The 13,980-nt window shown below is 62.8% G+C and carries 13 protein-coding genes; 5 read left to right on the forward strand and 8 right to left on the reverse strand.

What is annotated here, in order from left to right; all coding sequences use genetic code 11:
- Nucleotides 1–11 precede the first annotated feature (11 nt).
- The 3 genes from JQ609_RS24400 to nthA are packed head-to-tail and all read right to left on the reverse strand — an operon-like array spanning nucleotide 12 to nucleotide 1,695.
- Complete coding sequence (locus tag JQ609_RS24400) at nucleotides 12–395, reverse strand: nitrile hydratase accessory protein (protein WP_212275255.1); 384 nt, start codon at nucleotides 393–395, stop codon at nucleotides 12–14.
- Nucleotides 395–1,054: a nitrile hydratase subunit beta gene (nthB, locus tag JQ609_RS24405; RefSeq protein ID WP_212208721.1), complete on the reverse strand. Its 660-nt coding sequence runs from the start codon at nucleotides 1,052–1,054 to the stop codon at nucleotides 395–397. Before nthB ends, JQ609_RS24400 begins: the two co-directional genes overlap by 1 nt.
- Nucleotides 1,054–1,695: a nitrile hydratase subunit alpha gene (gene nthA / locus JQ609_RS24410; RefSeq protein WP_212275257.1), complete on the reverse strand. Its 642-nt coding sequence runs from the start codon at nucleotides 1,693–1,695 to the stop codon at nucleotides 1,054–1,056. Before nthA ends, nthB begins: the two co-directional genes overlap by 1 nt.
- A gap of 62 nt (nucleotides 1,696–1,757) precedes the next feature.
- On the opposite strand from nthA, the gene JQ609_RS24415 reads away from it, so the two are divergent.
- The 5 genes from JQ609_RS24415 (at nucleotide 1,758) to JQ609_RS24435 (ending at nucleotide 8,475) form a co-directional block, all read left to right on the forward strand.
- Nucleotides 1,758–2,531, forward strand: a complete 774-nt coding sequence (locus tag JQ609_RS24415) for a hypothetical protein (RefSeq protein ID WP_249128355.1) — start codon at nucleotides 1,758–1,760, stop codon at nucleotides 2,529–2,531.
- Nucleotides 2,532–2,648: 117 nt separating this feature from the next.
- Nucleotides 2,649–3,455, forward strand: a complete 807-nt coding sequence (locus JQ609_RS24420) for an enoyl-CoA hydratase/isomerase family protein (RefSeq protein WP_212275259.1) — start codon at nucleotides 2,649–2,651, stop codon at nucleotides 3,453–3,455.
- Nucleotides 3,456–3,804: 349 nt separating this feature from the next.
- Nucleotides 3,805–4,824 carry a TRAP transporter substrate-binding protein gene (locus tag JQ609_RS24425; RefSeq protein ID WP_212208715.1) on the forward strand — a complete coding sequence of 340 codons (1,020 nt, stop codon included), beginning with the start codon at nucleotides 3,805–3,807 and terminating at the stop codon, nucleotides 4,822–4,824.
- 62 nt (nucleotides 4,825–4,886) lie between these two features.
- On the forward strand, nucleotides 4,887–6,785 hold the full coding sequence (locus JQ609_RS24430) for a TRAP transporter large permease subunit (protein ID WP_212275261.1): 1,899 nt from the start codon (nucleotides 4,887–4,889) through the stop codon (nucleotides 6,783–6,785).
- A gap of 28 nt (nucleotides 6,786–6,813) precedes the next feature.
- On the forward strand, nucleotides 6,814–8,475 hold the full coding sequence (locus tag JQ609_RS24435; RefSeq protein WP_212275263.1) for an acyl-CoA synthetase: 1,662 nt from the start codon (nucleotides 6,814–6,816) through the stop codon (nucleotides 8,473–8,475).
- Between the two features lie 106 nt (nucleotides 8,476–8,581).
- Here the strand turns inward: JQ609_RS24435 and JQ609_RS24440 are convergent, their stop codons facing one another.
- The 5 genes from JQ609_RS24440 to metG form a co-directional block, all read right to left on the reverse strand.
- Nucleotides 8,582–9,214, reverse strand: coding sequence for an antibiotic biosynthesis monooxygenase (locus tag JQ609_RS24440; protein ID WP_212275265.1), 633 nt, complete (start codon nucleotides 9,212–9,214; stop codon nucleotides 8,582–8,584).
- 163 nt (nucleotides 9,215–9,377) lie between these two features.
- On the reverse strand, nucleotides 9,378–10,376 hold the full coding sequence (locus JQ609_RS24445; protein WP_212275267.1) for a L,D-transpeptidase: 999 nt from the start codon (nucleotides 10,374–10,376) through the stop codon (nucleotides 9,378–9,380).
- A gap of 77 nt (nucleotides 10,377–10,453) precedes the next feature.
- A complete protein-coding gene (locus JQ609_RS24450) occupies nucleotides 10,454–11,260 on the reverse strand; it encodes an MBL fold metallo-hydrolase (RefSeq protein WP_212275269.1) in 807 nt (268 codons plus the stop codon).
- A complete protein-coding gene (locus JQ609_RS24455; RefSeq protein ID WP_212275271.1) occupies nucleotides 11,257–12,048 on the reverse strand; it encodes a TatD family hydrolase in 792 nt (263 codons plus the stop codon). The genes JQ609_RS24450 and JQ609_RS24455 overlap by 4 nt, the downstream gene beginning before the upstream one ends.
- A 14-nt stretch (nucleotides 12,049–12,062) precedes the next feature.
- Nucleotides 12,063–13,973 (reverse strand): methionine--tRNA ligase, encoded by a 1,911-nt coding sequence (gene metG, locus JQ609_RS24460; RefSeq protein ID WP_212275273.1) that lies wholly within the window; start codon nucleotides 13,971–13,973, stop codon nucleotides 12,063–12,065.
- Nucleotides 13,974–13,980: the final 7 nt, after the last annotated feature.

Consider the following 13,980-nt stretch of genomic DNA (forward strand, 5'->3'; position numbering starts at 1 on the left):
CAGACGCGAGGCTAACCGAAATCACCCGGCGTCAGCTTGATCGGCGCACCATGCGGGGTGCGGTCGGCGGCGTGATCCCACGCGTCGCGATAGCGGTGCAGGACATCCGACGTCGTGACGCCCTTGGCGGCGACCAGCGTCTCCAGCGTCGCCAGCCAGTGCTGGTAATAGGTCTCGCCCGTATCGGGATCGCCGGCGGCCTGGGCGCGCTTGATCTCTGAGCCCAGCGTCTCCGCCCATTCCTTCCAGGTGAACACCCCGGCCTCGTGCAGTGCGAGCGCCATGGCGAAGGCGCGGGCCTCCCAGGGCTCCCGGAACACCGGGCCATCCTCGTCGCGGGGCACGCCGGGGACGGCAACGGCCGCCCGCATCGCCTGTTGCGGGGTCAAATTCATCACGCGCGCTCCAGATAGGATTCCCAGGCGTCGACTGAAATGCTGAGCGTCGGGTCGGTGTCCTTGCCCCACAATTCCGGTCCGTCGAACCGCACGGTGTAGAGCCATTGCGGGTTCTCGCCGACGCCGAGCGAATTGAGATCGGCAAACACATGGCACCCGTGATTGAGCTCGATCGTGCCGAGATGCCCGCGGACATATTGCGGCAGCCGCGTATGCGTCTGCGGATGGATCTCTTTCATCCGCACCGTTTCGCCGACCGCGAACAGCGCAGGCGACGTTGCCGGGCGTTCGGTCGAGGCGCCACGCCGGATCGTCGGCACGACGTCCTGCGGGGGCAGGGTCTTGACGTCGGGCTTGGGCGGCGAGAGCACCTTGCCGGCCTCGATTTCCTCTGATGTCACCAGTCCGCGTTCGATCATCAACGTTTCCAGACCGGCCAGCCAGATCTGGAAATAGCTCTTGCTGAGGTAATCCTCGGGCGGACGGTTCTCGCGCGCAAAGCGCGACATGTCGATGTTCCAGCCGCCGGGACGCGACATCGCAACCGTCAGCGCGAAGGCGCGGCGCTCCCATTCGCCGTGAAAAACCGGCTCGTTCGGTTCGGGTACGACGGGCCCAAACCCTTTGGCGCCGCCCATGTCGTGCGCGCCGTCCATCAGGCGGCCTCGCCGGGCTGCCTCGGCAATCCGGTGCCGATCATGCTGTCGCGGGTAACGAGTTCGGCGAGCTGCTCGGCGCTCCAGCCGTCCGTGCCTTTGGGCCGCATCGGCAGCACGAGGTAGCGGATTTCCGCGGTCGAATCCCAGACGCGGATCTTTGTTTTCTCGGGCAGGGTGACACCAAAATCCTGCAACACGCCGCGCGGATCGGAGACGGCGCGGGAACGGTAGGGCGCGGATTTGTACCACACCGGCGGCAGCCCGAGCACCGGATGCGGATAGCAGGAGCAGAGCGTGCAGACGACCATGTTGTGCTGTTCGGGTGTGTTCTCGACCACCACCATGTGCTCGCCTTGTCGCCCGCTATAGTCGAGCTCGGCGATCGCCGCCGTCGCATCCTTCATCAGCCGCGCGTGATAGGCCGGATCGCTCCAGGCTTTTGCGACAACGCGGATGCCGTTGCGCGGACCGATCTTCTTTTCATACAGGTCGATCAAAAGATCGAGCGAGGCCGGATCGACATAGCCCTTTTCGGTCAGGATCGATTCCAGCGCGCGCACCCGCAGCTCGGTCTCCGACAATTCCGAATGGTCGTGATCGTGGTGATGGTCGTGGTGGTCGTGGTCATGGCCTGTCATGCGGCCAAGATAGTCGCAAAATCCGGGCTATGTCGAGGCGAAGACTCTGTTAGCATTTGGCCATGGGGATTGGGGCGGGGCGCATCGCAATCGCGGCGGCAGCGGCCATTTCGGCCTGGCTTCCGATTTGGCTTCCGGCTGGCGATGCGCGCGCCGCGAACGGCGCCTATGCGGTCGACGCCGCCGACATTGCCGAGGCCGGATCCTGCAAGGTCGAGAGCTGGCTGCAGGCGGCGACCAACACGGATTTTACAGCCGTGGCCAATCCATCCTGCGCGGTCAATATTTTCAGGCCGGTGGAATTAAGCATGCAGACCGTCCGGTCGCGCAGCGACGGCGACTGGAGCACCAGCCTCACGCCCAAGGCCAAGTGGAACTTCATTCCGACCGGCGTGGGAAGGTTCGGCCTGTCGTTTTATGCAGGCGGATCATTCGACGCGTTGACCGGAGATAACCTCACAGCGTTCGCGGTCGTGCCGGTGACGTACAGGCTGTCCGAGACGATGCGGATTAATCTCAACGGCGGCTGGATGTGGGACCGCATGGCCGACCGGCATTACCTGGTCTATGGCGCCGGCTTTGACTGGAAACTCTCGGACACGTTGCAGTGGACCATCGAAGCGTACGGCCAGGCCGGCCGGTCGGACGAGCCCAGTGCGGTCCGGCCGCGGTTTCAGACCGGCATTCGGTACCGGCCGAACGACATATTCTCGGTCGACCTGATCTTTGGCCACAATATATCGGGCGAAAACGCCAACTGGATCACGCTTGGCACCACGATCCGCTTTCCGGTGCCGGGAGGCAAACCTGACCATCAGCGTACCGGCCATTTGTGAGCTCAGACGCTGCCGGTTGCACCGCCGGGCAGGAGGGGCCGGCATGCAAACAGCGCGCGGGCCGACCGCGCATTTGTGCGTTAAGGTTCTCAAAAATAACGGGCAGGGAGACGCCGCATGACCAGGTTTGTCGCCATTGAAAAAGGCCTTGGGCCTGACGGCCGCATCGCGGTCGTGCGTGTCGACCGCGGCGATGGCATCAACGCGATGTCGCCGGAGGCGATGCGCCAGCTTACCGATGCCGCCCGCAGTTTTGAAGATGACGGCGCGACCTCGGTCGTGGTGCTGACCGGCGCCGCCAAGGCGTTCACGGCCGGCTTTGATCTCAAGGATCCCGAGGGCCGGGCGCGGAAAACCATGGACCTCGGCACCCTGCGCCGCCATCTGAAGCTCGGGCCACGCCTGACGCGGGCCTGGCAGGACATGGAACAGATCACGATCGGCGCCATCGAAGGCTTCTGCGTCGGCGGCGGCGTCGCGCTGGCGGTGGCGCTGGATTTCCGCGTCATGGCCCGCGACGCCCACATGCGCGTGCCCGAGATCGGGCTCGGCATGAACATGAGCTGGCAGAGCGTGCCGCGCATGCTGCACCTGATGGGACCGGCCCGGACCAAGCAGGCCGTGATCCTGGCCGACCACCGCATTACGGCAGCCGAGGCCTATGAATGGCGGCTGGTCGAGGAGGTCGCCGAACCCGGCCAGGCGTTCGACGCCGCCATGGCGCTCGCAGCCAAGGTCGCCGCCCAGCCGCCGCTGTCGGTCGCCATGACCAAGCTGACCGTCAACCGGCTCACCCACGCGCTCGACGATCTCACCAGCCATATGGACGTCGACCAGTTCGCGCTGGCGAGCCTGAGCGAAGATCACAAGGAAGGTGTCGCGGCGTTCCTGGAGCGGCGGAAGCCGACGTTCAAAGGACGATAGGAACGGGCTTCGAGCGGCATAGCCGTGCCGCCTCGTGCCTGATGCGCAATATCCTAGATTCGCATAAGGTATATTATGGAATATTTATATCTACAATTAGATCAGATATTTAGCGAGAACTCCTTCCAAGCCAGGTCAGATTGCTCGGTTTTTTGATCCAGAGCGCAGCCCCAGACAGCCAGCAAAAGCCAACGCATGACTGCTCGCGGCAGCGTCCCGAAAACCGATATTGCCGCGGCCGGCGGACGCTGCAATAAGCCGCCTGGCGAGATCGCTCGCCGTGACCACGCAGCATCCGGTCCGCACAGGATTGGGTCTCAAGAACAACAACCCTCAAGGGAGAAACCAGATGAGCTTTTCACGACGCACGCTTCTCAAGGCATCCGCTGCGTCAGCGGTTTTGGGTGGCATCGGCGCCCCGTTCGTGGCGCGCGCCCAGACCGCCGAATTCACCTACAAATACGCCAACAATCTCCCGGACGGCCATCCGTTGAACGCCCGCGCCAAGGAGATGGCGGCGGCGATCAAGGCCGAAACCAATGGCCGGTTCGACCTGCAGATTTTCCCCAACAACCAGCTCGGTTCCGACACCGACATGCTGAGCCAGATCAGGTCCGGCGGCGTCGAGTTTTTCACGCTGTCAGGCCTGATCCTGGCGACGCTGGTGCCGGCGGCGTCCATCAGCGGCATCGGCTTCGCATTCCCGGATTACGACACGGTCTGGAAGGCCATGGATGGCGGGCTGGGCGCCTATGTCCGCGGCGAGATCACCAAGGCCAACCTCGTGGTCATGGACAAGATCTGGGACAACGGGTTCCGCCAGACCACGTCGTCGAGCAAGCCGATCAACGGGCCTGAGGACCTCAAGGGCTTCAAGATCCGGGTGCCGGTTTCGCCGCTCTGGACCTCGATGTTTAGGGCGTTCGATGCGGCGCCCGCCTCGATCAATTTCAGCGAGGTCTATTCCGCGCTGCAGACCAAGATCGTCGAGGGCCAGGAAAACCCGCTGGCGATCATCTCGACCGCCAAGCTCTACGAGGTGCAAAAGTTCTGTTCGCTGACCAACCACATGTGGGACGGCTTCTGGTTCTTGGCCAACCGCCGCGCGTGGGAAAAACTCCCGGAGGATGTCCGGACCATCGTCGCCAAAAACATCAACGCCGCGGGCGTCAAGGAACGCGAAGACGTCGCCAAGCTCAATGCCGGACTGCAGCAGGAATTGGCCGGCAAAGGCCTTGCGTTCAACCAGCCCAATGTCACGCCGTTCCGCGACAAACTTCGCTCGGCCGGCTTCTATGCGGAATGGAAGGGCAAATACGGTGAACAGGCCTGGGAGCTGCTGGAAAAGTCCGTCGGCAAGCTGTCGTAGCCGGATAGGGGTCTCAGACCCCTATCCTGTCTTTGGTTCATGCTGTGGTGCAGGGCGCTGCGATGGCTCATGCCGAACTGACCGAGACCGTGACCGGCGAGGTGGCTGAGCCCCCTCGCCGCCGGTCCCTGCTCGCGTCCATAGAAAACTTCCTTGGGATGCTGGTTGAGATCCCGGCAGCGCTCCTGGTCGTCGCCGAGATCGTGATCCTGTTCGCGGGCGTGGTGGCGCGTTACGGCATGCACCGGCCGTTGATCTGGTCGGACGAACTGGCCTCGATGCTGTTCCTGTGGCTGGCGATGCTGGGAGCTGCCGTGGCGTTCCGGCGTGCCGAGCACATGCGGATGACGGCGGTGGTCGCGAGCGCCAAGCCAGCGCTGCGCGCCTATCTCGATCTGGTCGCGACCTCGGCCGCGCTGGCGTTCCTTCTAATGATCGCCTGGCCGGCCTTTGAGTACGCCTATGAGGAAAGCTACATCACCACGCCGGCGCTGCAGGTCACCAATATCTGGCGGGCGGCGGCGCTACCGGTCGGCATCGCGCTGATGGCGCTGTTTGCGTTCCTGCGCCTGATACGTGCGGGCAACGCCCGTACCGTTTTCGCGGCCATCCTGTCGGTTGCGCTTGTCATTGCGGCCTTCTGGCTGCTGAAGGGCTCGCTGAAGCCGCTCGGCAACCTCAACCTGATCATCTTCTTCGTTGGCGTGGCCGGCTTCTGTGTGTTCGCGGGCGTTCCCATTGCGTTCGGATTCGGGCTGGCGACGTACGGCTATCTGGCGCTGACCACCAATACGCCCCTGATGGTGCTGGTCGGCCGCATGGACGAGGGCATGAGCCACCTCATCCTGCTGTCGGTGCCGCTGTTCGTGTTTCTGGGGTTGCTGATCGAGATGACCGGCATGGCGCGCGCCATGGTGGCGTTCCTGGCCAGCCTGCTGGGCCATGTCCGGGGCGGGCTGCATTACGTGCTGGTCGGCGCGATGTACCTGGTCTCAGGTATCTCCGGCTCCAAGGCCGCCGACATGGCCGCCGTGGCGCCTGTGCTGTTTCCGGAGATGAAGGCGCGCGGCGCCAAGCCGGGCGATCTGGTCGCCCTGCTCTCGGCCACCGGCGCCCAGACCGAAACCATTCCGCCAAGCCTCGTGCTGATCACGATCGGCTCGGTCACCGGCGTATCGATTGCGGCGTTGTTCACCGGCGGCTTGCTGCCGGGCCTGGTGCTGGCGATCACGCTGTCGGCGCTGGTGTGGTGGCGCTACCGTGGCGAGGACCTGACACACGTCGCCAGAGCCGGCGGCGGCGAGATCGTCCGTGCGTTCATCATCGCCCTGCCCGCCGTGGCGCTGCCCTTCGTGATCCGCTACGCCGTGGTCGAGGGCATTGCGACCGCGACCGAAGTGTCCACGATCGGCATCGTCTATGCCTTCATCGTGGGCTACCTGATCTACGGACTTTTGATCTACCGCAATTTCGACTGGCGCCGGATCATGCCCATGCTGGTCGAGACCGCGTCCCTGTCGGGCGCGATCCTTCTGATCATCGGCTGCGCCACCGGAATGGCCTGGGGCCTGACCCAATCCGGCTTCTCGCGGACGCTGGCGGCGGCCATGACCGGCCTGCCCGGCGGTTCGGCAACCTTCATCGCGGTGTCGATCGTGGCCTTCGTGATCCTCGGCAGCGTGCTCGAGGGCATTCCGGCCATCGTGCTGTTCGGGCCGCTGTTGTTTCCGATCGCCCGCGCCGTCGGCGTGCACGAGGTTCACTACGCCATGATCGTCATTCTGGCGATGGGTATCGGGCTATTCGCGCCGCCGTTCGGAGTAGGCTATTATGCCGCCTGCGCCATCGGACGCGTCGATCCGGCTGAAGGGATCAAGCCGATCTGGGGCTATCTGCTGGCGCTGATGGTCGGACTTATTATTGTGGCGATCTTCCCGTGGATTTCGATCGGGTTCTTGTAGGTTCAATTTTACTGGCGGGACAAAGCCGATGAGCGCAGCCCAAACCCCAGACCAAGGTCAATACGGCGTCGGATTGGACAAGACGCCGGCGAATTACGTGCCCCTGACACCGCTGAGCTTCCTCGCACGTAGCGCGGCCGTTTATCCCGATGCCGTCAGCACCGTCTACGAAGGCCGCGTCTTCACCTGGTCGCAGACCTATGAGCGCTGCCGGCGCTTTGCCTCATACCTCGCCGGCCGCGGCATCGGACACGGCGATACGGTGGCGGCGATGCTGCCGAATATTCCCGCGATGAACGAATTGCACTTCGCGGTCCCGATGGCGGGCGCGGTGCTGAACGCGCTCAACATCCGGCTCGACGCGCCCTCGATCGCGTTTCAGCTCGATCATGGCGGCGCCAAAATCATCCTGGTCGACCCGGAATTTTCCGGCGTGATTGCCGAAGCGCTGACGCTGATGAAGGGGCCCAAACCTTATGTCATCGACGTCGACGATGCGGCCTTTGCCGGCGGCAAGCGGATCGGCGAACTGGAATATGAGGCCGCAGTAGCGCAGGGCGATCCCGGTTTCGTTGCCCGCCTGCCCGGCGATGAATGGGACGCGATCGCGCTGAGCTATACGTCGGGCACCACGGGTAACCCGAAGGGCGTCGTGACCCATCATCGCGGCGCTTACCTCAATGCCGTCAGCAACATCCTGGCGGGCAATCTCGGCCAGCATCCGGTCTATCTCTGGACGCTGCCGATGTTTCACTGCAACGGCTGGTGCTTTCCGTGGACGGTCGCGGCCTCCGCCGGCGTCAATGTCTGCCTGCGCAAGGTGGACCCGTCGAAGATCTTTGAACTGATCCCCAAACACGGCGTCACCCACATGTGCGGCGCGCCAATCGTCTACAACACGCTGATCAATGCGCCCGGCGCCCCCAAGGGCGCCAAGGCACGGCCCGTGGTCGGATTGATTGCAGGCGCAGCGCCTCCCGTTGCTGTGCTCGAAGGCGCCGAGAGCATCGGTATCAAACTGACGCATGTCTATGGCCTGACCGAGGTCTATGGCCCCGCTTCCGTCTGCGCCGAACAGCCGGGCTGGGACGAACTGCCGGCCGATCAACGCGCCCAGCTCAAGCGCCGGCAGGGCGTGCCCTACCCGCTGCAGGAAGGCGTCACTGTGCTCGATCCGGAAACCATGCGCGAAGTGCCGCGCGACGGCGAGACCATCGGCGAGGTGATGTTCCGCGGCAATATCGTGATGAAGGGGTATCTGAAGAACGAGAAGGCGACGAGCGAGGCGTTTGCCGGCGGCTGGTTTCACACCGGCGATCTCGGCGTGCTCGATGAGAGCGGCTACGTCATCATCAAGGATCGCTCCAAGGACATCATCATCTCCGGCGGTGAGAACATCTCCTCCGTCGAGGTCGAGGACGTCCTCTACAAGCACCCCGCCGTGCTGTTCGCAGCTGTCGTGGCAAAGCCTGATCCGAAATGGGGCGAAGTGCCCTGCGCCTTTGTCGAGCTGAAGGAAGGCGCGAAAGCGACCGAGGCCGACATCATCGCGTTCTGCCGCGGCCACATGTCCGGCTTCAAGACACCGAAGGCCGTGGTGTTCGGCGTCATTCCGAAGACGTCGACGGGGAAAATTCAAAAGTTCCTGCTGCGCAATCAGGTGGATTCGGCAAAGGCGATTTCGGCGTGAATTCGTAGACCGTAGGGTGGGCGAAGGCGCGTAGGCGCCGTGTCCACCATCGTTCGTCGAATTCCTCGAGAGTGGTGGGCACGCTTCGCTTTGCCCACCCTACGAACTACACCTGCTCTCTCCTGACCGGCGGATAATACTGCGGCGCCTCGGCCCGCTCGTACATGCCGTAGTCGCGCATGACCTCGAAGACGCGGAAATATTCCGTCGTGGGATCGGCAAATAGCCGCGCACCGAATGCGGCACCGCCCGCTTCGTCCGGCACGTCGATCAGGTGGGCATACTGTCCTTCGCGATAGACGCTCGTGAACGCGTTGCGGCGCCAATCGGTTGAGACTGAAAGTTCGGCGCTTCGCGATTCCGCCGCCAGCACATAGGTCGGCGGACGGCGGGAAGGGTCGTTGTAGGGCGTCCGCTTCTTCGGCTGCCAGACAGGTTGTCCCGGCCGCTCTTCGTGAACGAGCTGAGCGACGCGAATGCGGTAGTCCGAAAAAACTTTCTCGCGGCCGGCCGTCTGGACCTCGTGATGGTGGCCATGGGCCCGCCAGGCCGTCAGGGCGCCCTCGTCCTGCCATATCTGGTAGGACAGCAGCAGGTTTTCCTGTGTCAAACTCCTGAAGCGGTCAATGAAAAGACAGCCACCCATGGCCTCAAGCTCGGGCTTCAGTGAAGCGGCGAGATTGAGATACTGGTCCCGGCGCCCGGGCCTTGTCTGAACTTCGAAGAACAGGCCGATCATTACACTACCCCTGCTTTTTCCCCAACGTAGTCCGTTTGCTCCACCCGCTCCAGCATCAACCGTCATGGGCCCGATCACGCCAGCCTGCAGAGTCTGACGCAGCACTTCATAATCCTGTTGCTGATGACAGGAAGTGGTTCGGCTTGAACCGCGCTCGGACGATCTAGCTCTTTCCGCTCGCCGGCGGCTGCTCGACGAAAACGACCGCTGTTCCCTTCTTGACGCTCTTGCCCAGCAAGCCGGCATCCCAATTGGTCAGCCGAACGCAACCGTTGGATTCAGACTTGCTGACCGTCGAAGGGTTGGACGTGCCGTGGATGCCATACCCCTCCGCTGAAAGCCCTATCCAATAGATTCCCACGGGGTTGTTCGGGCCGGGTTTGATGGTGAAGGCCTCTTTTGATCTGACACCCTTGAATTTGTAGTCGGGATTATAGCGGTAGTTCGGGTTGGCATCGGCGGACACGACTTTGAGCGTACCGCTGGGGGTTGGCTTTTCCTTACTCCCGACCGTCGCTGGAAAGAACGCGACAAGCTCGCCGGAGGAGGCAAAGACCTTTACGGTCTGGCGCGATTTATCCACCTCAATCCGTTCAGCCTTCAATTTGGCGTCGTTGCCGGCCACGGCCGTGACCCAAACCGCTTCACCTGCCTTATCGAACTTCTTTCCGGGGTTCAGAGCTTCCAGCAGTCCCTCACTCATGTGAAATTTCTCGGCGAGGCCCTCACGCGGGCTCGTATAGCCAACAGCCTTGAGGTCTCGCATGGCCTCCATCCTGGCGGGAAGCTTTTCCAGGAAGGGCCCTTTGATATCGTCACTGGAAATCTTGTACTCGATAACGACGGCATCCGAGCTTGTCCCGGTAAGCGCATTCCATACCTCCGGCGTCAGTGCCTGAGCCGGCTTCAAACCCTTCGCCTCGGCGAAAGCCCTTAACGCCTTCTGCGCGTTTTCGCCGAGCTTGCCGTCGATTTCTCCCGGAGAAAACCGCGCGCGATCGAGCAGGACCTGCACCTTGACGACGAGCGGATCGACTTTTCTTTCTGCCGGAGGTCTTGCAGATTCAAGTTCTGCATTGTTGATCGATGCGGCGTCCAGGCCGGCCGCCGGCAATATCAGCCAGACCCACAGGACCGGTGCGGCCAACAGGCGGCGGATCATCTCGGCTCACTCCTGGAAGCGGAAACTCCGGTGATAATCAGTTCGTGCCGACGAAGTTCCGCCGCGCCGGCTGGGCCTTAGCCCGCCCGCTCCAGCGTCAGGCGCATCCCGTCAAAAGCCGGGATCACGCCGGCCGGCAGGCTCTGGCGCAGCACCTCGTAATCGAGGTCGGAATGCATGTTGGTGATGACGGCGCGGCGCGGCTTGAAGCGTCCGATCCAGGACAGCGCGTCGTTGATGCTGAAATGGCTGGGATGCCCGGCATAGCGCAGCCCGTCGATGATCCAGAGTTCGAGGTTTTCGAGGGCATGCCAGCTCTCCTCGGGAATGTCGTGGAGGTCGGGTGTGTAGGCGGCATCCCCAATGCGAAATCCCAGCGCGGGAATCTTGCCGTGGTGAACCAGGAAGGCGGAAAGCTCCACCGGGCCGCCCTTCCCCTGTGTCGTGTGGCTCTCGCCGGCTTCGATGGAATGACGCGTCAGGATCGGCGGATAATCGCTACCCTCGGGCGCGATGAAGCAATAAGAGAACCGCGCCATGATGTCTTTCGCGGTCGACTGATTGAAGTAGGTGGGAATGCGGCGGCGCTGGTGCAGCACGACCGAACGCAAATCATCGATGCCATGGGTCTGGTCGGCGTGCTCATGCGTCAAAAACACCGCGTCGATATGGTCGACATTAGCGTCGATCAATTGCTCGCGCAGGTCGGGCGAAGTGTCGATCACGATCCGCGTGGTTCCGTGGGCGCCCGTGCGCTCAACCAGCAACGAACAACGACGGCGCCGATTCCTGGGATTGTTGGGATCGCAGGCGCCCCAACCGAGCGCCGGACGCGGCACGCCGGCGGAGGAACCACAGCCGAGGATCGTCAGCGTCAGCGTCATGCGACCGCTTTCGGCGCAGGCACCTTGGAAAACAGGCGGAAGAAGTTCTCGGTGGTCTGCCGCGATATTTCCTCAAGCGAAACCCCGCGCGCCTCCCCCAGCACCTTGGCCACCTCGACCACGTAGGATGGCTCGTTGCGCTTGCCACGGAATTTGCCGGGCGCGAGATATGGCGCATCGGTTTCGACCATGATGCGGTCGGCCGGCAGTTCTGCGGCGAGTTCGCGCAAGGCCTCTGATTTCTTGAACGTCAGGATGCCCGTGAACGAGATCGAAAGTCCCAGCGAGATCGCCTGCATCGCCAGCTCACGCCCGCCAGTGTAGCAATGCAGCACCGCTCGAAACGGCCCCTTGGCCATTTCCTCTTCGAGGATGCGACCGCAACCTTCATCGGCGTCGCGGGTGTGTATGACCAGCGGCAGGCCGGTGGCGCGCGCCGCGGCGATGTGGGCGCGAAAGCCGCGCTCCTGCGCCTCCGGTGAGCCGTCGTCGTAGAAATTATCCAGCCCCGCCTCGCCCAGCGCCACGACCTTCGGATGCTTCGTCAGTTCGATCAATTCGGCCGCGGAAATGCCGTCTTCCTCGTCGGCGTGGTGCGGATGGGTGCCGACCGAGCAATAGACGTTCGGAAACCGCTCGGCGATTTGCAGCAGGCCGCCGAGCCGCCTCACCCGCGTCGAGATGGTGACGATGCGACCGACGCCTGACGTCTCGGCGCGCGCGACGATGCCGTCGAGATCGTCGGCGAAATCGGGAAAGTCGAGATGGCAGTGGCTGTCGACGAGCATGGCGTTCGAACCGATCAATCTGCCTTTGGTTCGACGTAGCGCGGAAACACCCCGACCGGCGCTGGCAAGGCTGTACCTGCGGCGATGCGCGTGGGTAGTGCGGCAAAATTACGCGACTTGATATCTTGGGGGATACCGAGACTGTCCAGCAGCCTGGCTGAGGATTCCGGCATCACTGGCTGTGCCAGGATGGCGACCTGGCGCACGACTTCCGCGGTCACGTACAACACGGTCTTCTGCCGCGCCGGATCGGTCTTCGCCAGCGCCCAAGGCGCCTCGCCCGCGAAATAGCGGTTGGCTTCCGCCACCACGGCCCACACCGCGCTCAGCCATTGATGGATCTGCTGCGTCGCCATCGCTGTGCGCGACGCTTCGAGCATTCCATCGGCCTGTGCCAGGATCGCCTTGTCGTTGTCGCTGAATTCACCGGGCTCCGGCAGGATGCCGTCGAGTTGTTTGGCGATCATGGAAAGCGAACGCTGCGCCAGATTGCCGAGATCATTGGCGAGATCGGCATTGACGCGCGCGACGATGGCCTCGTGGTTGTAGCTGCCGTCCTGGCCGAACGACACTTCGCGCATGAAGAAATAGCGTATCTGATCGACGCCGTACTGCGCCGCCATGGCGAAGGGATCAACGACGTTGCCGACAGATTTCGACATCTTCTCACCGCGGTTGAGCAGGAAGCCGTGGCTGAAGACACGATGGGGGACCTCGACGCCGGCCGACATCAGGAAGGCGGGCCAGTAGACGGCGTGGAAACGCACGATATCCTTGCCGGTGACGTGCAGATTGGCCGGCCAGTAACGCTGGAATTCGGCGCTCTCGACGTCGGGATAGCCGGCAGCCGTAATGTAATTCGTGAGCGCGTCCATCCAGACATACATCACATGGGACGGAGCGCCCGGCACCTCGATGCCCCAGTCGAACGTCGTTCGCGAGACCGATAGATCCTTCAGGCCGCCTTTGACAAAGCTCGCAACTTCATTGAGCCGCTCGCGCGGCAGCACGAAGTCGGGCACGTCAGCATAGAGGGCGAGCAACTTGTCCTGATAGGCCGACAGGCGGAAGAAATAGGTCTCTTCCTCGGTCCACTCGACCGGCGAGCCCAGCGGCTCGCGGCGAATGCCATCGTCCCCGACGGTGGTTTCCGCTTCGTCGAAATAGGCTTCCTGACGGACCGAATACCAGCCGGCGTACTTGTCGAGATAGATATCTCCGTTCTTCTCGATCGCGCTCCAGAGTGCCTGGCATGCCCGTTTGTGGCGCGGCTCGGTGGTGCGGATGTAATCGTCATAGGAGATGTTGAGCGCAGTCATCATGTCGCGAAAGCGCTCGGAGTTGCGATCCGCAAGAGCCAGCGGCGTGAGACCCTCCGCAACCGCGGTTTGCTGCATCTTGAGGCCGTGCTCGTCGGTTCCCGTCAGAAACCGGACATCGAAGCCGTCGAGCCGCTGAAAGCGGGCGATCGCGTCGGTGACCATCGCGGTATAGGCATGCCCGATGTGCGGTATGCCATTCGGATAGAAGATCGGCGTCGTGACATAGAAGACCTTGTCCCGCGGCGCGGCCGGGGCCGGCGCTGCGGCAGCAGGCGCCTTCGCACGCGGCGCTGCGGCAGGATTCCTTTCGGCTGACGAGGTCCTGTCGACGGCACTCGGCGTTTTGGGGGCTGCAACGGATTTCTTGGCCGCTGATTTCTTCGCCGGTTTCTTCGAAGGTGTCTTAGAAGACTTCTTTACGGCCTTCTTTGCTGTCTTCTTCACGGATTTCTTGACGGTTTTCTTGGCAGCCTTCTTCGACGCCTTGCGCGATTTCTTCACGACACGCTTTTTAGCGCTGGCCTTTTTGGTGGTGCGCGCTGGCGAAGACTTGCGGGCCTTGGCCTTTTTCTTTTTGGAGGTTTTCTTTTTAGCCTTCGCCACCACGAAT

This window comes from Bradyrhizobium sp. AUGA SZCCT0169 (assembly GCF_018130085.1).
Classification (GTDB): domain Bacteria; phylum Pseudomonadota; class Alphaproteobacteria; order Rhizobiales; family Xanthobacteraceae; genus Bradyrhizobium.

Coding starts and splice junctions, on each gene's coding strand:
- JQ609_RS24400 (WP_212275255.1), bottom strand. CDS start 395: ATGAATTTGACCCCGCAACAGGCGATGCGGGCGGCCGTTGCCGTCCCC.
- JQ609_RS24420 (WP_212275259.1), top strand. CDS start 2,649: ATGACCAGGTTTGTCGCCATTGAAAAAGGCCTTGGGCCTGACGGCCGC.
- JQ609_RS24425 (WP_212208715.1), top strand. CDS start 3,805: ATGAGCTTTTCACGACGCACGCTTCTCAAGGCATCCGCTGCGTCAGCG.
- JQ609_RS24445 (WP_212275267.1), bottom strand. CDS start 10,376: ATGATCCGCCGCCTGTTGGCCGCACCGGTCCTGTGGGTCTGGCTGATA.
- JQ609_RS24455 (WP_212275271.1), bottom strand. CDS start 12,048: ATGCTCGTCGACAGCCACTGCCATCTCGACTTTCCCGATTTCGCCGAC.
- JQ609_RS24450 (WP_212275269.1), bottom strand. CDS start 11,260: ATGACGCTGACGCTGACGATCCTCGGCTGTGGTTCCTCCGCCGGCGTG.
- JQ609_RS24440 (WP_212275265.1), bottom strand. CDS start 9,214: ATGATCGGCCTGTTCTTCGAAGTTCAGACAAGGCCCGGGCGCCGGGAC.
- nthA (WP_212275257.1), bottom strand. CDS start 1,695: ATGACAGGCCATGACCACGACCACCACGACCATCACCACGATCACGAC.
- JQ609_RS24415 (WP_249128355.1), top strand. CDS start 1,758: ATGGGGATTGGGGCGGGGCGCATCGCAATCGCGGCGGCAGCGGCCATT.
- JQ609_RS24435 (WP_212275263.1), top strand. CDS start 6,814: ATGAGCGCAGCCCAAACCCCAGACCAAGGTCAATACGGCGTCGGATTG.
- JQ609_RS24430 (WP_212275261.1), top strand. CDS start 4,887: ATGGCTCATGCCGAACTGACCGAGACCGTGACCGGCGAGGTGGCTGAG.
- nthB (WP_212208721.1), bottom strand. CDS start 1,054: ATGGACGGCGCGCACGACATGGGCGGCGCCAAAGGGTTTGGGCCCGTC.